This is a genomic window from Phycicoccus sp. (genome assembly GCF_035325325.1).
GTDB lineage: Bacteria > Actinomycetota > Actinomycetes > Actinomycetales > Dermatophilaceae > Phycicoccus.
Genome location: NZ_DAOLAC010000006.1, coordinates 15,492 through 32,232, shown reverse-complemented (window position 1 = coordinate 32,232; position 16,741 = coordinate 15,492). Strand labels below are relative to the sequence as shown.

The following is a 16,741-nucleotide window of genomic DNA, read 5'->3' as shown; positions in this document are numbered from 1 at the left end:
CGCGGGGAACATGTTGTTGATCAGCGGCGTGATGAAGTTCACGGTGGCGGTGACGCGAATGCGCAGCATGTCACCGCTCTCGATCAGATTGGAGGCCATCTTCCCGCCGCTGGCGCAGGTGCGCAGGCTGCTCGCGTCCATCCCGTCCGAGGCCGGGTGGTTGAGGATGGCGGCGTACATCGTCGGCACCCCCTGCATGATCGTCACCCGCTCCTTCTCGATGACCTCGATGGCCGCCTGCGGGTCGAAGCGCGGGATGAGGGCGAGGGAGGCGCCGGCGATGGTCGCCGCGTTGAGGCCGACGACGAGGCCGAAGACGTGGAAGAGCGGCAGGCAGCCCATGACGATGTCGTCCGAGGTCATCGTCTGGATGACCTTCGCCGAGCGCAGCGCGTTGAGGTGGATGTTGCTGTGGGTCAGCTCGGCGCCCTTGGGGCGGCCGGTGGTGCCCGAGGTGTAGAGGATGATCGCCGTGTCGTCGTCCTCGCGGGGTGTGGGCTCGGCAAGGGGGGAGCCGCCCTCGAAGTCCTCCGGGCCCATCGCGCCGGTGGTCACGACCCGGGTGCCGCTGTTCTGCGCGCCCTTGGTGGCCTCCTCGACGAAGTCGGGCCACACGAAGGCGATCTTGGCGCCCGAGTCGGTGAAGAAGTAGTCGATCTCCCCGGCCTTGAGCAGCGGGTTCATCGGCACGACGATGCCCCCGGCGAGGAGGATCCCCCAGTAGACGACCGGGAACGCCGGCACGTTCGGGAGGATGACGGCGACGCGGTCGCCCGGCTGGATCCCGTTCTCGCGCAGTGTCCCCGCCACCTTCGCCGCCATGTCGTGCAGCTGCTGGTAGGTGACTCCCTGGCCGCTGACGCGCAGCGCGTCCTGCTCGGGCATCTCGGCCGCGGTCGTCGTGAGGTTGGTGACGAGGTTGGTCATCGGTGGCTCCTGGTCCGGCGTCGGTGACGGGGCTCCATCCTCGTATGCCGGGCCGGGCTCCGCCAGAGGTTCGACGCCGCGGCGTGGCGGGGACGGCGCCGACCGACAGGGCCGGGCGCTAGCGTCGGGGCGTGATCAGCGCGGAGGAGTACCTCGTCTACTGCGACACCGCCCTCGACGGGTACGCGGCGATCTGCCGCGAGCTGGGGGACGAGCTCGTCGGGGTCCGCGTCGCGGGGCTCGACGGCGGCAACAGCGCCTTCGGCCTCGTGGCGCACGTCGTCGGCGTCATGGCCCGGTGGGGGCGCACGGTCAACCGCGGCATCGTCGTCCCGCGCGACCGCGACGCCGAGTTCCGGGCCACCGGGAGCGTCGACCAGGCGCTGGCCCTGCTCGCGGCCGGCCGCGCCGGGCTGCACGAGGACGTCGCCGCCGCGTCGTTCGGTGATCCCCCGGCCGACCCGCCGGCGCCCCGGCCGGAGCCGGGGTACGAGACGCAGGGGGCCGTCCTGCTGCACGTCTACGAGGAGCTCGCCCAGCACCTCGGCCAGCTCGAGGTGACCCGCGACGTCCTCCTGCGGGAGCGGCGGACCGCGTCCGCGGACCGCTAGGGTCGCGTCCGGGTGGGTCGTCCGCCCGGGGAGGGGACCCATGGGCTCGTCGTTCACGTACACGCTGTCGGTCGCGCTGCTGGTCCTCCACCTCGTGCCGCCCGCCGTCGGCCTGGCCCTCGTGAGCCGCTCGCCCAGCCGCCGGGCCTGGCGCACCTGGGCCCTGCTGTTCTTCGGGCTCTCGCTGCTCTCCGGGCTCGCGCAGACGGCCCTCACCGGCAGCTACTGGGTCGGCGGCCTGTGGGGGATGGAGGCCTACCCGGTCGTCGCGGTCCTCCAGCTGTTCCTCAGCCTGCTCTCGCTCGCCGGTGCCGCCGCCGGGGTGATGGCCGTCGTCGCCGACCGCTCCGAGGACTGAGTCGGTGGTCTGCGGCAGGATGAGCGGGTGAGCGAGACGCCGACCGACCCCGCCGCGCAGCCGCCCGCCGACGCCGTGCCCGACGACGTCCGGCACGAGTGGGAGGAGCTGGCCGAGGAGGCCCGCGGGCACCAGTTCGCGTACCACGTCAAGGACGCGCCGACGGTCAGCGACGGTGAGTACGACGCCCTGATGAAGCGGCTCACCGCGCTCGAGGAGGCGCACCCGAGCCTGCGCACTCCGGAGAGCCCGACCCAGCAGGTCGGGGGCGCCGTGTTCTCCACAGACTTCCAGGCCGTCGACCACCTCGAGCGGATGCTCAGCCTCGACAACGCCTTCTCGGCCGAGGAGATGCTCGAGTGGAACGCCCGGGTCGAGCGCGACGCCGGCCAGGCCTTCCACTACCTCTGCGAGCTGAAGATCGACGGGCTGGCGGTCAACCTCCTCTACGAGAAGGGGCGCCTCACCCGGGCCCTGACCCGCGGTGACGGCCGCACCGGCGAGGACGTCACCCTCAACGTGCGCACGGTGCGGGGCATCCCCACCGAGCTCGCGACGACGACCCATCCGGTTCCCGACCTCGTCGAGGTGCGCGGGGAGGTCTACTTCCCGATCGAGGCCTTCGCCGAGCTCAACGCGCAGCTCGTCGAGGCGGGCAAGCCGCCGTACGCGAACCCGCGGAACACCGCCGCGGGGTCGTTGCGGCAGAAGGACCCCCGCGTCACGGCGGCACGCGAGCTGCGGATGCTGGTCCACGGCCTCGGCCGGCGCGAGGGCTTCGACCTCACCCGGCAGAGCGAGGCCTACGCCGCGCTCGAGGCGTGGGGGCTCCCGGTCTCGAGCCACTTCCGGGTCGTCGACACGATCGAGGAGGTCAACGCCTTCATCGCGCGCACCGGCGAGCACCGCCACGACGTCGAGCACGAGATCGACGGCGTCGTCGTCAAGGTCGACGAGATCGCGGTGCAGCGCCGCCTCGGCTCCACCTCCCGGGCGCCGCGCTGGGCCATCGCGTACAAGTACCCGCCCGAGGAGGTGAACACGAGGCTCCTCGACATCCAGGTCAACGTGGGGCGCACCGGCCGGGTCACGCCGTTCGGGGTCATGGAGCCCGTCGTCGTCGCGGGCTCGACCGTCGAGCGGGCCACCCTGCACAACGCGACCGAGGTGGTCCGCAAGGGCGTGCTCATCGGCGACACGGTCGTGCTGCGCAAGGCCGGCGACGTCATCCCCGAGATCCTCGGCCCGGTCGTCGCGCTGCGCGACGGCAGCGAGCGCGCGTTCGTCATGCCCACCGAGTGCCCCTCGTGCGGCACGACCCTCGCCCCCGAGAAGGAGGGCGACAAGGACATCCGGTGCCCGAACAGCAGGTCCTGCCCCGCCCAGCTGCGCGAGCGGCTGTCGAGCCTCGCCGGGCGCGGCGCCTTCGACATCGAGGCCCTGGGCTACGAGGGCGCGGTGGCCCTGCTCGACTCCGGCGTCCTCGACGACGAGTCCACCCTCTTCAGCCTCACCGACGCCGACATCGCGCGGGTCCCGCTCTACACCCGCGCCGCGAAGAAGACCGACCCCGAGGACGCCGTCGTCGACGGACGGGTCCTCTCGGCCAACGGCGCCAAGCTCGTCGCCAACCTCGCCACGGCCAGGCAGCAGCCGCTCTGGCGGGTGCTCGTCGCGCTGTCCATCCGGCACGTCGGGCCCACCGCCGCCCGGGCGCTGGCCCAGAGCCTCGGGTCGATGCAGCGGATCCGCGAGGCGACGGTGGAGGAGCTCGCCGGCGTCGAGGGCGTCGGCGCGATCATCGCCGAGTCCGTGCGCGACTGGTTCGACAAGCCCGGCAACGAGTGGCACGGCGCGATCGTCGACCGCTGGGCCGCCGACGGCGTCCGGATGGTCGACGAGCGCGACGAGTCGGTCGAGCAGACCCTCGCCGGGCTCACCGTCGTCGTCACCGGGTCGCTCGAGGGGTTCTCCCGCGACGAGAGCAAGGAGGCGATCCTCGCGCGGGGCGGCAGGGCGTCCGGCTCGGTGTCGAAGAAGACCGACTACGTCGTCGTCGGCGAGAACGCCGGCTCCAAGGAGGACAAGGCCCGCGAGCTCGGTCTGACCATCCTCGACGAGGCCCAGTTCGTCCGACTGCTCGACACCGGGTCGCCCGACTGAGCGGAGCGGGGCCGGGCAGCGGGACGACCCGGCGGGCCTGGATCGGCAGTGGCCCGCCGGGTCGCGTTCCGGTGGCGCACCCGAGGGGCGGGGTGCGCCGGGCCGGTCAGGGGGCGCGGCGCGCCTCGACCGGCCGCGTCGTCACCGACGGGGCACCGACCGAGCCCGGTCCGCCGTCGGCGGTGAGCACGGCCCGCACCTCGAGCGGGATGTCGGAGACGATGTCGAGGACCCCGAGCAGCAGCCCGGCGCCGTGGTCGACCGCCTCGTGGAGGGCGCAGCAGTCGTCCATCGTCGCGTGGCCGGCCGGCAGCTCGAGCTTGGCGAACGGCCGCGCCGGCTGGGTCTCCGGCTCGCGGCCGATCGTCTTGCCCTCCACCACGAGCGGGGCGAACCGCTTCTCGATCCGCGCCGGGCAGGTCGAGGGGTTGTCGATGACGACCGCCGTCGCGTAGCGGCCCGGGACGACCGCACAGGCGCCCTCCGGCTCACCCGGACCGGGGTCGTGCCCGTCCCCGTGGCCCTTGTCGTCGTGCTCGCGACCGGGGTCCTTGCCGGGACGCGTCCCGCAGACCACCTCGACGACGTAGTGGTAGCGGCACCTCGGCACGACGACACGCACCTTCTTGCTCGCGACGACGACCCCGTCGGCGACGACGTCGATGGCGCCGTGGAGCTCTTGGTCGCGCTCGGCGCACGGCTTGGTGCCGACCCAGACGACCTCGAAGGTCAGCACGTGCGTCTCATCGCCGTCCAGCGGGCCGTACCCGCCTGCGGGAGTGATGGACTCGATGAACTGGGCCGTGTCGCCGGTGGCCTCGAGGTGCACGTTGCCGGTGGACTTGACCGCGGCCGCGATGAGCGCCGAGAGGGTGGCGACGATGCTGCCCGGGTCGATGCCGGTCGCGTGGGTGCCCCCGGTGGCGGCGGTGATCCGCGACGCCTGCCCGGCGGACCCGGCGGCGGGGCACGTCGTGTAGTCGTAGACGCTCGCGTTCGGGTCGCCGTCGAGGGCGTCCACCGTCCCCGTCGTCGTGCTGACCGCGACGACGGTGACCTCCGCACCGGTGAGGTCGTCGGTCGCCGAGGCCTCGGTGACGGCGGTGGCCAGCCCGGTGAGGTCGGTGCAGATCGGGTCGTGGCCCGGTGCGTCGCCGAACCACACGAGGATGCGCTTGCTGTCCGGGCGCCAGCCGATCGTCGGATTGGTCGATATCTCGTGGAGTGCGTAGAGCTGCCCCTCGGAGATGTCACTGCCCTCGGCCGCGGTCCACGCGCCGATGGCGGTGCCGACCGCGGTGTGGTCGGTCGTCGGGGCGACCTGGTGCTGGAAGGCGTAGGAGTTGGGCGTCGGCACCGGGAAGTCGCGGTAGTTGCCGACGCCCCAGGCCACGTCGAAGCCGGTGAGCGCCGGGTCGGCGAGGATCGCGTCCGCGCCGGCCTTGACCGCGTCGAGGACCGGTCCCATGCTGCCCGTCGTGTCGGCGAGGAGGTAGACGTCGGCCTTCGGCGCGGCGCCGGTCGGCGGCACGGTGACCGTGATCGTCTCGGTGTACCGGTCGCACCTGTCGAGGCGCCAGTCGTTGCGTGCCGGGTCGATGGTCACCGGTTCGCGCTCCGGGAGGGGGACGAACACGGGCGGCGGGAAGACCGGGACGAACGGGTCGTGGCCGAGGGTCGCGACGAACTCCGCGTACGGCGTCATCGTGCCGTCCTCGGCGACGACGAGGGCGGCGACCTCGTTGCCGCCCCCCGCGGGAGCGGCGTGGTACGCGGTGACGACCCCGACCCCGGGGACCCGGACCTCGAGGGTGCCGGCCGGGGTGGGGTCCGCGCCGAGGAGCTCGGCGAGGCGGTCCCGCACGGGGGCGGGGAGGGTGGGGGGCTTCCTCTTCTTCGTGGGCATGACGTGTCACTTCCGAGCGTGGCGGGCCGATCCCCAGTCCGTCTGGCCGCTCACCCCGGAAGAGGCACGGGTGGGGCCGGTGATACCTCGAGGGCGGGCCCCGGAGCCGGGTCAGCCGGCGTCGTCGGCGGTGTCCGGCAGCGCCGTGGCCCGCGCGAAGCGGGTGTCGAGGGACCCCGAGACCGTGCGGGCCGCGGGCGAGTCCTCGCCGAACGCCTCCTCGCTGGAACGCCGCAGCTGGGCCGCGAGGTCCTGCTGGGCGGCCATCACGGCATCGAGCACCTGCTCGGTGACCGCCGCCCCGCCCTCGGTGCACGCCGAGTCGGGGACCGTGACCGCGACGACCCCGCCCGACGCGCTGACCTCGACCCGGACGCCGTCCTCGGACTCGCCCACGCCGCGCAGGGTCTCGACGGACCGGCGCCACGCCGCGGCCGCCCTGGCCTGCTCGACGAGCCGGCGCAGCTCGGTCTCGCCGGGGGTGCTGCCCTCGAACAGGTGCGGGTCCATCCCGGGAGTGGGCTGCGGCCGGGTCACCACGTGCCTCCCCGGGTCGGGGCCTGCGGGCCGCTGCCCGGCATCGTGCGGCCGTCGGTCTCGGGCGGCAGGGCCTCGACGAGCGGGGTGGCCGCCTCGACCTCCGCGCGGAAGGCCTCCGCCGTGGCCGATCCGGGCCCCCAGGTCGCTTCGGCGGAGCGAGCCGCCTTCTCCCGCACCGACTCCTGGGCCTGGCGCAGGGCCGTGCGGATGGCGGCCGTGACGACACGACCGCCGCGGGAGGCCACGACGTCACCGACGACGAGGCCGGTGAGCATCCCCTGGACGTCGACCTCGGCCCGCACGCGTCCGGCCTCGGCGGTGCCGGTGCCCGCGAGCGCCTCGACCTCGCGCTGCCACGCCTGCGCCGTGTCGGGCGCCGGGCCGACGCCCGCGACGTCCTGCGCGATGGCGGCCAGCGCCTCGTCCGGACCCGAGTACCCCCGTGGCTGAGTCATGCGCCCGACCCTAGCCCGGAGCCCGTCCGGGCGGCGACCAGGGCGGGGTGCCGTGTAGCGTCTGCACGACCGCGCCGGCCCGGCCGGCGGCGGACGAGGACGGGGAGGACGAGGGACGTGCTGGTCCAGGAGCTGCACCCCGAGCGCGGTGTCGCGCTCGCCGGCGGTATCGCCCTCGTGCTGTTCGGCGGCATCCTGCTCCTCTTCCTCGTCCCGTACCTGCGGGGTGTCGCCGCGGGCCTGCGCACCGGCGACTGGTGGACGCCGTTCGAGCGCCGGCCGGACGGCCGCTGGGGCGTCCTCGCCGCCTCCCGGTTCTTCGCGGTCTTCCGGGCCCCGGAGCCCGACCGGCGCGGCACCGGCGGGCTGGTCGCGCGCTGGACGGTGTGGACGCTCGTCGTCCTCGGCCTCGCCGTCTACCCGGTCGACCTCGTCGTGACGATCGTCAGCGCCTTCTGAGCGCCGGCCCTCAGTCGTCCTCGGGCTCGGTCATCCCCGCGTGGCCCTGCTTGACCCCGTCCGTGCCGTTCGTGGCGGCCGAGTAACCGCTGTCGCGGCCGGCCGCCGCCACCGCGTCCTGCAGGTGGCTCGGGAACGAGGGCTGCGGGGCGGCGTGGCGCCCGCCGGGAGGCGTCCAGCCGTCCGGCGGCGTCCAGCTCCACGGGGGCACCGATGTCGGTGGCGCGGAGGGTGGTCCGGCGTGCCGGGGGGCCGGGCGGTGGAGGGCCGGGTTGCGCTTGACCTTGTCGAGGAGGCGCAGCAGCTGCTGGCCCCAGGACCCGAGGGCCTTGAGCAGGTCGTCGAGCTTGCTGCCGGTGCGGACCAGGCCGGTGACGAAGGACGAGCACTTGGCCGAGACCGCCGCGATGCGGGTGCTGATCTGGCCGATGATCCACGGGATGAGCGTGCCGAAGGAGAGCAGCGCCTCGGTCATCCAGCTGATGGCCGCGCCGACGAGCTGGGCGAGGACGTCGCGCAGGAAGCCGTGGACGAAGCCGACGACGGCCGCGCACGCGCTGATCGCCTTCTCCATGCCGGCCGCCGCACCCTCGAGGGCGGAGATGGCGTCGACGTGCGTCTGCTGCCAGCCGAGGTAGGCGTTGACCGCCGGTCCCTCGTTGCCCCCGCGCAGGACGCCGGCGCTCGAGCGCCAGTCGCTGGCCGCCGGGCCGAGGTCCTTCGAGATCAGCCCCCAGGTCTGCGCCTGGGCGACGGCTCCGCCGGGGTTGCCCGCAACCTCCTCGAACCACTTCTTGATCGGGTTGAGGTGGTCGATGATCCAGCCGATGCCGGCCGCGAGGGCCGACCCGATCGGGTCGGCCGCGGTGGCGGCGGCGTCGATGACGAGGGCGACCCCGCTCAGCGCGGCGTCGATCCAGTTGCCGCTGCACAGGGCGTTGATCGTGCCGTAGCCGCTGTCGATGAGCCCGGCGCCCGAGGTCCAGCCGGAGCCCTCGTCCAGCCCGATGAAGGAGTCGCCGGCGTTGGTGCTGCCGGCGTCCGGGACGGTGTAGGGGTTCTGCGGGCCGATGGTGGGTTGCGTGCTCACGGGTAGGAGCTCCTCAGCTGCCACGACGCGTTGGTGTCGTCGGCCTCGTACTGGTCGGCCATCGCGCGCAGCCCGTTGACCGCCCGGTCGGCGTTCGTGGCCACGGTGTCGAGAGCGCCCTCGACGTCACCGCTGACGGCATTGATCGCGCCCGGCAGCCACTGCAGGAGGAGCCCGTAGCTGCCGCCGCTCACCGAGCTGGCCTGCTGCATCTGGCCGAGCGCCTGGGCGACGCGGGCGACGTCACCCGCGTGGGTGCGGATCTCGCCCGGGCTCACGTCGTAGGTCATCGATCTCCCGTTCCGGTTGCTCCCCGACGCCCTCCCCGGGTACGCCTCTGTCCCAGCCGACCATACTGAGGGCCATGAGCGCACCTCAACGGGGAGAGCTCCCCACCCGAGTAGTCATCACGGCCCCGGCGTGGGTGCGCCTGATCTCGCTGCCCCTCATGCTCGCGTTCTGGGTGGGGTGCGTCCTCGGGCTCGTCGGCCTGGTCCGTGACGGGACGGGGGAGGGCACCCCGCTCCTCGCGGCGGTCGCCGTTTGGGTGCTCGTCCTGTTCTTCGTGCTCGTCATCCCGCCCGCCGCGTGGTTCGTCGTCCGCTTCCGCACGGTCCTCGACGTCGAGGGCGACCGCGTCGAGCGGCGTCCCGGCGCGGTGTCGGTGCCGGTCTCGTCGCTGCGCGAGCTGCGCGCGCTGCCGCCCTCGACCCTCAACCGGGCCAACCGGGGTGCCCGCGTCCAGGTCATCGCCGAGAACGGTGGCATCGTCGCCCAGGTCGACGAGTCGATGCGGCAGTGGCCGGCGGCTCTCGCCGTGCTGCGGTCCTGGGCCGCCCGCGACCCCTCGCTCGTCGAGGGCGACTACTCGCGTGCGGCGCTGCTCGGGTCCGACGCCTGAGCTGCCCGGGCGTCAGCGGTCGGGCGGGGTGCTGCGCAGTGCGCGGGGCGCGTTGAGGTCCAGGGCCACCGCGACGACCCGGATGACGAAGACGAGGGCGACGGCCAGCCACGCGGTCAGCGGGGACAGCAGGTCGACGCGGTCGAGGAGGACGACGAGCGCAGCCCCGGCCAGGGCGGGGAGGGCGTAGAGCTCGCGCTGGAGCACCTCGGGCACCTGCCGGGCGAGGACGTCGCGGAGCAGCCCGCCACCGATCGCCGTGATGCCGCCGATGAGCGTCGCCGCGAGCGGACCGGCGTCCCGGGAGAGGGCGACGAGCGCGCCGCTGACCGCGAAGAGCGCCAGCCCGGCGGCGTCGAGGAGGCGGACCGCGCGCGTGACGTGCCGCCGGCCCCCCGCGGGACGGGCGTCGTCGTCCTCCCACACACCGTGGAGGAGGAAGACCGCGCCGCCGGCGACGACAGCCGCCGCGAGCAGCCGCCAGTCGCTGACCGCCACCGGTGGCGTGATGCCGAGGAACAGGTCCCGGATGATGCCGCCGCCGAGTCCGGCGACCCAGGCGAGGACGAGGACGCCGAAGAGGTCGAGCCCGCGCCGGACCGCGACGAGCCCACCGGACAGACCGAAGACGAAGACCCCGCAGACGTCGAGGACGGTCTGCAGCGAGGCGGTGTCGGTGAGCACCGGCCGATTCTCGCAGCGCTAGGGTCTTCGACCTATGGGGGCTCTGCTGCTGGCCGTGTGGGCCGTGGTGACGTTGGTGTTCGTCGTGGCCGCCGCCATCCTCGTCGGCTCGTGGTGGTTCATCGTGTGGCCCGTTGTCACCGAGGCGCGCCGGGCGCGCCGGGCGAGGGACCCGTGGCTGCCGTGGGTCCCGCGAACGGACGGATCGTGGGGACCTCTGGCCGAGAACCGGTGGTGGTCGGCGATGCGCGCCGAGGCCCCCGGGAGCGCCGGTGGGCTCGTCGTGCGGTGGGGCTTCTGGCTGGTCCAGTCCGTCCTGCTGACCCTCGCGGTCGGGGTCGGGCTCTCGGCGCTGGTCCGTCTGGCCGAGCTCGGGCTCTCCGGCTCGTGAGCCGGCCGGGCGCCGCACGGCCCTCGTCGCGGGCCCCCATAGACTGCCCGCCATGGCCGAACTCACCCGCGCGGACGTCGCGCACCTCGCCGGGCTCGCCCGCATCGACCTCTCCGACGCCGAGCTCGACCGGATGGTCGGCGAGCTCGGCGTCATCCTCGAGGCGGTGGCCACCGTGCAGCAGGCGCCGATCGCCGACGTCGAGCCGATGAGCCACCCGATGCCCCTCGTCAACGTCACCCGCCCCGACGTCGTGCGCCCCTGCCTCACCCCCGAGGAGGCGCTCGCCGGCGCCCCGGAGTCCGAGCAGCAGCGCTTCAGCGTGCCTCGCATCCTGGACGAGGAGTGAGCGAGCGCGTGACCACCGACCTGACCCGCGCCACCGCCGCCGAGCTCGCCGACCTCCTCGGCGCCGGCTCCGTCTCCTCGCGCGAGGTGACCCGGGCGCTCCTCGAGCGCACCGCGGCCGTCGACGGCGCCGTGCACTCCTACCTCCACGTCGACGGCGACGGTGCGCTCGCCGCGGCCGACGCCGTCGACCGCGCCCGGGCCGCGGGGGAGCCGCTCCACGCCCTGGCCGGGGTCCCGGTCGCCGTCAAGGACGTCCTGGCGACCAAGGGCCTGCCGACGACCTGCGGCAGCCGCATCCTCCAGGGCTGGGTGCCGCCCTACGACGCCACGCTCGTCGCCCGCCTGCGGGCGGCCGGGCTGCCGATCCTCGGCAAGACGAACATGGACGAGTTCGCGATGGGCTCCTCGACCGAGCACAGCGCGTACGGCCCGAGCCGCAACCCGTGGGACCTCGAGCGGATCCCGGGCGGGTCCGGCGGCGGCTCGTCCTCGGTCGTCGCGTCGTTCCAGGCGCCGCTGGCCATCGGCACGGACACCGGCGGCTCGATCCGCCAGCCGGCCGCCGTCACCGGCACGGTCGGGGCCAAGCCGACCTACGGCGGCGTCTCGCGCTACGGGCTCGTGGCGCTCGCGTCGTCGCTCGACCAGGCCGGGCCCTGCACGCGCACGGTCCTCGACTCGGCCCTCCTCCACGAGGTGATCGCCGGCCACGACCCGATGGACTCCACGTCGGTCGACGCCCCGGTGCCGCCGGTCGTCGAGGCCGCCCGCCGGGCCGACGTCTCCGGGATGCGGATCGGCATCGTCCGCGAGCTGACCGGCGAGGGGTTCCAGGCCGGGGTCCAGGCGCGCTTCGACGAGGCCGTGCAGCACCTCGTCGACGCCGGTGCCGAGGTCGTCGAGGTCTCGTGCCCCTCGTTCACCTACGCCCTCGCGGCGTACTACCTCATCCTCCCGAGCGAGGCCTCGAGCAACCTCGCGAAGTTCGACGCCATGCGCTACGGCCTGCGGGTCGCCCCGGACGGCGTCGACGCGCCGAGCGCCGAACAGGTCATGGCGGCCACCCGCGACGCCGGATTCGGCGACGAGGTCAAGCGGCGGATCATCCTCGGCACCTACGCGCTGTCGAGCGGGTACTACGACGCCTACTACGGCTCGGCCCAGAAGGTGCGACGGCTCATCGCCGACGACTTCTCGCGGGCCTTCGAGACCGCCGACGTCCTCGTCAGCCCCACCGCGCCGACCACGGCGTTCCGGCTCGGCGACAAGCTCGACGACCCGATGGCCATGTACCTCAACGACATCGCGACGATCCCGGCGAACCTCGCCGGCATCCCCGGCCTCTCGGTCCCGAGTGGGCTCGCCGACGAGGACGGCCTGCCCGCCGGCTTCCAGGTGCTGGCGCCGGCGATGGCCGACGACCGCCTCTACTCGGTCGGCGCCGCGCTGGAGGCCCGGCTCAGCGCCGCCTGGGGCGGCCCCCTCCTGGACCGCGCGCCCGACCTGACGGAGGTGGCCCGATGAGCACGACGACCGGCGCGGAGCCGACGCTCTCCTTCGACGAGGCGCTCGCGGCCTACGACCCCGTCATGGGCCTCGAGGTGCACGTCGAGCTCGGGACGAACACGAAGATGTTCTGCGGCTGCCCGACCGCGTTCGGCGCGGAGCCGAACACGCAGGTCTGCCCGGTGTGCCTCGGCCTGCCCGGCGCCCTGCCGGTCGTCAACGAGGTGGCGGTCCAGTCGGCCATCCGGATCGGGCTGGCGCTCAGCTGTTCCATCGCCGAGTGGTGCCGGTTCGCGCGGAAGAACTACTTCTACCCGGACATGCCGAAGAACTTCCAGACCTCGCAGTACGACGAGCCGATCGCCTACGACGGGTACCTCGACGTCGAGCTCGAGGACGGTTCCACGTACCGCGTCGAGATCGAGCGCGCGCACATGGAGGAGGACACCGGGAAGTCCCTCCACGTCGGCGGCTCGACCGGTCGCATCCACGGCGCCACGCACTCGCTCGTCGACTACAACCGGGCCGGCATCCCGCTCGTCGAGATCGTCACCAAGCCGATCACCGGCACCCGTGAGCGGGCCGCCGAGGTCGCGAAGGCGTACGTCGCGACGCTGCGCGACCTGCTCAGGGCGATGGACGTCAGCGACGTGAAGATGGAGCAGGGCTCGATGCGCTGCGACGTCAACCTGTCGCTGACCCCCCGCGGATCGGAGGTGTTCGGCACCCGGACCGAGACCAAGAACGTCAACTCGCTGCGCTCGGTCGAGCGGGCGGTCCGCTACGAGATCGGGCGGCACGCAGCGGTTCTCGCCGGCGGCGGTTCGATCACCCAGGAGACGCGGCACTGGCACGAGGACACCGGCATCACGACCTCAGGACGGGTGAAGTCCGACGCCGAGGACTACCGGTACTTCCCCGAGCCCGACCTCGTGCCCGTCGCACCGTCGCGCGAGACCGTCGAGGCCCTGCGGGCGACCCTGCCCGAGCCGCCGGCCGAGCGGCGCAAGCGGCTGCAGGCGGCCTGGGGTTACAGCGACCTCGAGATGCGCGACGTCGTCAACGCGGGGCTCGTCGACCTCGTCGAGGAGACGGTCGCCGCCGGTGCCTCGCCGGCCGCCGCCCGCAAGTGGTGGTCCGGCGAGATCGCCCGGCGGGCGAACACCGAGGGCGAGGACGTGCCGACGTACGCCGCGCGCCTCGGCGTCACCCCGGCCCACGTCGTCGAGCTCGAGTCGCTCGTCACCAGCGGGCGGCTCAACGACTCGATGGCGCGGCAGGCCTGGGAGGGCGTCCTCGACGGTGAGGGCACCCCGACCGCGGTCGCGGACGCCCGCGGGCTCGAGCTGGTGCAGGACTCGGGGGCCCTCGAGGCGGCCGTCGACGCCGTCATCGCGGCAAACCCCGACGTCGCCGACAAGGTCCGCGACGGCAAGGTGCAGGCCGCCGGGGCCCTCATCGGCCAGGTGATGCGCGAGATGAAGGGCCAGGCGGACGCCGCCGCGGCCCGGCAGATCATCCTCGAGCGGCTCGGCCAGGCCTGACCGCACCGGACTTCTTGCGGATCACCCACCTCGGGACGGCCCGAAACGGCCCCGGAGGGTGGCGGATCCGCAAGAAGTCGGGAGTAACCGCGCGGACGCGCGGGACGGTCAGCGGCGGCCGGCGCCGAGCAGTCCCCCGAGCACGTCCCCGATGATGCTCCCGGCGTCGATGCCGCCGGACTGCGGGGTCGCGCCGGACGAGCCGCCCTGTGCCGCACCGCCGGTGACCGAGCCGAGGACGTCCTGGAGGGTGCCCTCCACACCACCGCCACCGCCGCCGGTGGACCCGTCGCGCGCGCCGCCGAGCACCCGGCCGGCGAGCCACGAGAGCACCATCGGCGCGAGGACGGGGATCAGCTTCTGCACCAGCGCGCCGCCGACACTCTGCCCGCTCAGCGGGGAGCCGCCGAGCCGCGCGACGACCTCGTCCTGACGGTCGCCGAAGATGTGGCCGGCGATGGCCCGGCCGTCCTGCTCGTCGATGGCCGACAGGTCGGCGCCGCCGGAGAGCAGCCCGGGGTCGTGGCTGCCGAGCGCCTCGACCAGCGACGCCGCCCCGCCGCCGCGGGCGTTCGCGTCGAGTCCGCCCATCAGTGCCGGCACGACCGCCGCCGAGGCTTGCCGCACCTCGTCGGGGGAGGCCCCGACGCGGGCCGCGATGTCGTCGACCGGCAGGGCCGCGAGGATGTCGTCGTAGGCGCTCATGGTGCCTCCCGTCCGCGGGCGGCCGGGTGCCGCCGAGGAGGCCAGCCAACCACGGCGCGGCCGTCCTGACGAGTGTGCTGCGACCCACCCCGAACGTCCCCGGTGCCCCGGGACAGGACGGGGCCGAAGGTGCATGATCGAGGTATGACCCGCGCGGCTCGTGACCGAACCCTCGTCCTGCTCCGGCACGCGAAGGCCGAGGCGAACAACGCCGGGGGGGACCACGAGCGCGAGCTGACCGGCCGCGGCCGCAAGGACGCGACCGAGGCGGGCCGGTGGCTGCTCGAGCACGGTATAGGCATCGACGAGGTGCTCTGTTCGACCTCCGAGCGCACCCGCCAGACCTGCGAGGCCGTGTGGGAGTCCGGGTGTCCCGAGGCCGAGATCCACCACGACCGGCGCATCTACAACGGCTCACCCGAGACCATCCTCGACGCCGTGCACGAGGCCGACGACGACGCGGACGTCCTCATGGTCGTCGGCCACGCCCCGGGTGTCCCGGCCCTCGCCGAGCTGCTGGCCGACGGCGAGGGCAGCACCGAGGGACACCGGGCGATGGCCGAGGGCTTCCCCACCTGCGCGCTCGCGGTGCTGCACTACGCCGGGCGCTGGTCCGACCTCGCGTTCGGCGACGCCCGGCTCGATCGCTTCCACGTCGCCCGGGGCGCCGGGTCCTAGGGCGTGAGCCCGACCGCTCGGGCCACCCAGGCCCAGTAGCGCACGCGGTCCGAGAGCGTCGGTCGCGTCGTCGGGAGCACGCTCGTCGGTCGTGGGCGACGGTCGTGCCAGAGGCGTCCGGGCTCGGGCACCGGCTCGGAGGCGAGCACCCAGACCGTGGTGTCGGTGCCCGCCGCGTCGGTACGCAGCACCGGCCTCAGGGCCCGGGAGAAGGCCGGCAGCGACGCGTCGAGGCCGGGGGTGCGCGCCCAGCCCGGGTGCGTCGCGTGGACGGTGACGCCCCGGTCGCGCCAGCGCTCGGTGAGGACCGGGAGGAGCTCGACCTGTCCGCGCTTGCTCCGCGCGTAGGCCACCGACCCGCTGTAGGCGCCCTCGAGGTACTCGGGGTCGTCGGCCGGCAGCGCCTGGGTGTACATCCCTCCCGAGGTGACGAGGACGACGCGGCCGGCGTCCGGCTCGAGCGCCGGCAGCAGCAGCTCGGTCATGAGGACGGGCCCGAGGACGTGGAGCGCCTGGGTCAGCTCGTGCCCCTGCGGCGACTCGGTGCGCTCGGCCGGCAGCGCGCCAGCGTTGTGGACGAGACCGCGCAGCGGCAGGCCGGCGGCGAGGAAGCGCCCGGCGAAGGTCCGCACGGACTCGAGGTCGGCGACGTCGCACCACCAGACCCGGGCCGCGCCCTCGCGCCCGACGGCGGCGTCGACCTCGGCGGCCACCCGCTCACCCCGCGTCGTGTCGCGGACGACGAGGTGCACGGTGGCGCCGAGGGCGGCGAGGTCGTGGGCGGTGCGCCGCCCGAGGCCGGAGGTGGCCCCGGTGACGGCGACGTGCCGGCCGGCCAGCGCCCCGACACGCGGGTCGGCGGGCCACCCGGGCAGTCGCCGTCGCACGGCGAGCCCGAGCGAGGTGAAGCCGGGAGCGACGGTGCGGTCGAGGGCGACGTCGACGAGGTGCGAGAGCGCCTCGGGCGCACCGGGACTCACGTGAGGGCCCGCATTGCCGCGATGGCGCCACGCAGGTAGCGCTCGACGACGGCGCGTTCCTCGGGGGAGAGGGCCGCGTCGGTCCGGGCGAGCCCCTCGAACATCGGCGCGAGGTGCCGCACGGCCTCGCGACGCCCCGACTCGGTGATGACGACCTCGGTGCGCCGGCCGTCGGCGGGATGGCGCCGGCGCTCGGCGTGCCCGCGGGCGACGAGCCGGTCGATGACCTGCGAGGAGGCGGCGGAGGTGACGCCCAGGGCGCGGGCGAGGTCGACCGGACCCATCGAGCGCATCGCCAGGTGGCGCAGGGAGTGCAGCTCGGACGTGGAGAGCCCGGCCCGCCGGGCCACCTCGTGGGGGACCTGGGCAGCGACGTCGGTCAGCTCCTGGAGCGTGTCGAGCGTGCTCGACCCGGTCCAGGCCGGCACGAGCTCGGTGACCGCGCGGTTTGCGTCGACGGGGTCGTGGTCCGTAATATCCCTCACCAACTTA

Annotated in this window: 20 protein-coding genes; 10 read left to right on the top strand and 10 right to left on the bottom strand. The window is 74.1% G+C overall.

Features of this window, described 5'->3' with window-relative positions; all coding sequences use genetic code 11:
* Window positions 1-927, bottom strand: a 927-nt coding sequence (locus tag PKA89_RS06155) for an AMP-binding protein (protein ID WP_324417631.1), incomplete at its 3' end; no start/stop codon positions are given.
* Between the two features lie 131 nt (window positions 928-1,058).
* Here PKA89_RS06155 and PKA89_RS06150 point away from each other — a divergent pair.
* From PKA89_RS06150 to ligA, 3 genes are read left to right on the top strand one after another with little or no spacing between them, the layout of a single operon-like run.
* Complete coding sequence (locus PKA89_RS06150; RefSeq protein WP_324417629.1) at window positions 1,059-1,538, top strand: DUF664 domain-containing protein; 480 nt, start codon at window positions 1,059-1,061, stop codon at window positions 1,536-1,538.
* Between the two features lie 40 nt (window positions 1,539-1,578).
* A complete protein-coding gene (locus PKA89_RS06145) occupies window positions 1,579-1,896 on the top strand; it encodes a hypothetical protein (RefSeq protein ID WP_324417627.1) in 318 nt (105 codons plus the stop codon).
* Between the two features lie 27 nt (window positions 1,897-1,923).
* Entirely contained in the window at window positions 1,924-4,059 is a 2,136-nt protein-coding gene (gene ligA, locus PKA89_RS06140; RefSeq protein WP_324417625.1) for an NAD-dependent DNA ligase LigA, read from the top strand.
* 106 nt (window positions 4,060-4,165) lie between these two features.
* Here the strand turns inward: ligA and PKA89_RS06135 are convergent, their stop codons facing one another.
* The 3 genes from PKA89_RS06135 to PKA89_RS06125 all read right to left on the bottom strand — a co-directional run bounded on the left by PKA89_RS06135 (window position 4,166) and on the right by PKA89_RS06125 (window position 6,960).
* Window positions 4,166-5,965, bottom strand: a complete 1,800-nt coding sequence (locus PKA89_RS06135; protein WP_324417623.1) for a hypothetical protein — start codon at window positions 5,963-5,965, stop codon at window positions 4,166-4,168.
* Between the two features lie 111 nt (window positions 5,966-6,076).
* Complete coding sequence (locus PKA89_RS06130) at window positions 6,077-6,502, bottom strand: hypothetical protein (protein ID WP_324417621.1); 426 nt, start codon at window positions 6,500-6,502, stop codon at window positions 6,077-6,079.
* Window positions 6,499-6,960: a YbaB/EbfC family nucleoid-associated protein gene (locus PKA89_RS06125; RefSeq protein ID WP_324417619.1), complete on the bottom strand. Its 462-nt coding sequence runs from the start codon at window positions 6,958-6,960 to the stop codon at window positions 6,499-6,501. Before PKA89_RS06125 ends, PKA89_RS06130 begins: the two co-directional genes overlap by 4 nt.
* A gap of 117 nt (window positions 6,961-7,077) precedes the next feature.
* Between PKA89_RS06125 and PKA89_RS06120 the strand changes: the two genes are divergently transcribed.
* Window positions 7,078-7,419: a hypothetical protein gene (locus PKA89_RS06120; protein ID WP_324417617.1), complete on the top strand. Its 342-nt coding sequence runs from the start codon at window positions 7,078-7,080 to the stop codon at window positions 7,417-7,419.
* 10 nt (window positions 7,420-7,429) lie between these two features.
* On the opposite strand, the gene PKA89_RS06115 is transcribed toward PKA89_RS06120, so the two are convergent.
* Both PKA89_RS06115 and PKA89_RS06110 read right to left on the bottom strand, forming a co-directional pair.
* The gene (locus PKA89_RS06115; protein ID WP_324417615.1) at window positions 7,430-8,509 is read right to left on the bottom strand and encodes a hypothetical protein; all 1,080 of its coding nucleotides are present in this window, start codon (window positions 8,507-8,509) and stop codon (window positions 7,430-7,432) included.
* Window positions 8,506-8,799: a type VII secretion target gene (locus PKA89_RS06110; protein ID WP_324417613.1), complete on the bottom strand. Its 294-nt coding sequence runs from the start codon at window positions 8,797-8,799 to the stop codon at window positions 8,506-8,508. Before PKA89_RS06110 ends, PKA89_RS06115 begins: the two co-directional genes overlap by 4 nt.
* Window positions 8,800-8,873: 74 nt before the next feature.
* Between PKA89_RS06110 and PKA89_RS06105 the strand changes: the two genes are divergently transcribed.
* Window positions 8,874-9,410 carry a hypothetical protein gene (locus tag PKA89_RS06105; protein WP_324417611.1) on the top strand — a complete coding sequence of 179 codons (537 nt, stop codon included), beginning with the start codon at window positions 8,874-8,876 and terminating at the stop codon, window positions 9,408-9,410.
* A 12-nt stretch (window positions 9,411-9,422) separates the two neighbouring features.
* On the opposite strand, the gene PKA89_RS06100 is transcribed toward PKA89_RS06105, so the two are convergent.
* A complete protein-coding gene (locus PKA89_RS06100) occupies window positions 9,423-10,094 on the bottom strand; it encodes a TRIC cation channel family protein (protein ID WP_324417609.1) in 672 nt (223 codons plus the stop codon).
* A 34-nt stretch (window positions 10,095-10,128) separates the two neighbouring features.
* On the opposite strand from PKA89_RS06100, the gene PKA89_RS06095 reads away from it, so the two are divergent.
* From PKA89_RS06095 to gatB, 4 genes are read left to right on the top strand one after another with little or no spacing between them, the layout of a single operon-like run.
* On the top strand, window positions 10,129-10,485 hold the full coding sequence (locus tag PKA89_RS06095; RefSeq protein WP_324417607.1) for a hypothetical protein: 357 nt from the start codon (window positions 10,129-10,131) through the stop codon (window positions 10,483-10,485).
* Window positions 10,486-10,537: 52 nt separating this feature from the next.
* Complete coding sequence (gene gatC / locus PKA89_RS06090) at window positions 10,538-10,834, top strand: Asp-tRNA(Asn)/Glu-tRNA(Gln) amidotransferase subunit GatC (protein ID WP_324417605.1); 297 nt, start codon at window positions 10,538-10,540, stop codon at window positions 10,832-10,834.
* 8 nt (window positions 10,835-10,842) lie between these two features.
* Window positions 10,843-12,360 carry an Asp-tRNA(Asn)/Glu-tRNA(Gln) amidotransferase subunit GatA gene (gene gatA / locus PKA89_RS06085; protein ID WP_324417603.1) on the top strand — a complete coding sequence of 506 codons (1,518 nt, stop codon included), beginning with the start codon at window positions 10,843-10,845 and terminating at the stop codon, window positions 12,358-12,360.
* On the top strand, window positions 12,357-13,886 hold the full coding sequence (gene gatB / locus PKA89_RS06080) for an Asp-tRNA(Asn)/Glu-tRNA(Gln) amidotransferase subunit GatB (RefSeq protein ID WP_324417601.1): 1,530 nt from the start codon (window positions 12,357-12,359) through the stop codon (window positions 13,884-13,886). The genes gatA and gatB overlap by 4 nt, the downstream gene beginning before the upstream one ends.
* A gap of 108 nt (window positions 13,887-13,994) precedes the next feature.
* Here gatB and PKA89_RS06075 read toward each other — a convergent pair whose 3' ends face one another.
* Window positions 13,995-14,591 (bottom strand): DUF937 domain-containing protein, encoded by a 597-nt coding sequence (locus tag PKA89_RS06075; RefSeq protein WP_324417599.1) that lies wholly within the window; start codon window positions 14,589-14,591, stop codon window positions 13,995-13,997.
* 144 nt (window positions 14,592-14,735) lie between these two features.
* Here PKA89_RS06075 and PKA89_RS06070 point away from each other — a divergent pair, with 144 nt between their 5' ends.
* Window positions 14,736-15,269 (top strand): histidine phosphatase family protein, encoded by a 534-nt coding sequence (locus PKA89_RS06070; RefSeq protein ID WP_324417597.1) that lies wholly within the window; start codon window positions 14,736-14,738, stop codon window positions 15,267-15,269.
* Here the strand turns inward: PKA89_RS06070 and PKA89_RS06065 are convergent.
* Both PKA89_RS06065 and PKA89_RS06060 read right to left on the bottom strand, forming a co-directional pair.
* The gene (locus PKA89_RS06065; RefSeq protein ID WP_324417595.1) at window positions 15,266-16,249 is read right to left on the bottom strand and encodes an SDR family NAD(P)-dependent oxidoreductase; all 984 of its coding nucleotides are present in this window, start codon (window positions 16,247-16,249) and stop codon (window positions 15,266-15,268) included. The genes PKA89_RS06070 and PKA89_RS06065 overlap by 4 nt on opposite strands.
* The gene (locus tag PKA89_RS06060) at window positions 16,246-16,734 is read right to left on the bottom strand and encodes a MarR family winged helix-turn-helix transcriptional regulator (protein WP_324417593.1); all 489 of its coding nucleotides are present in this window, start codon (window positions 16,732-16,734) and stop codon (window positions 16,246-16,248) included. The genes PKA89_RS06065 and PKA89_RS06060 overlap by 4 nt, the downstream gene beginning before the upstream one ends.
* Window positions 16,735-16,741: the final 7 nt, after the last annotated feature.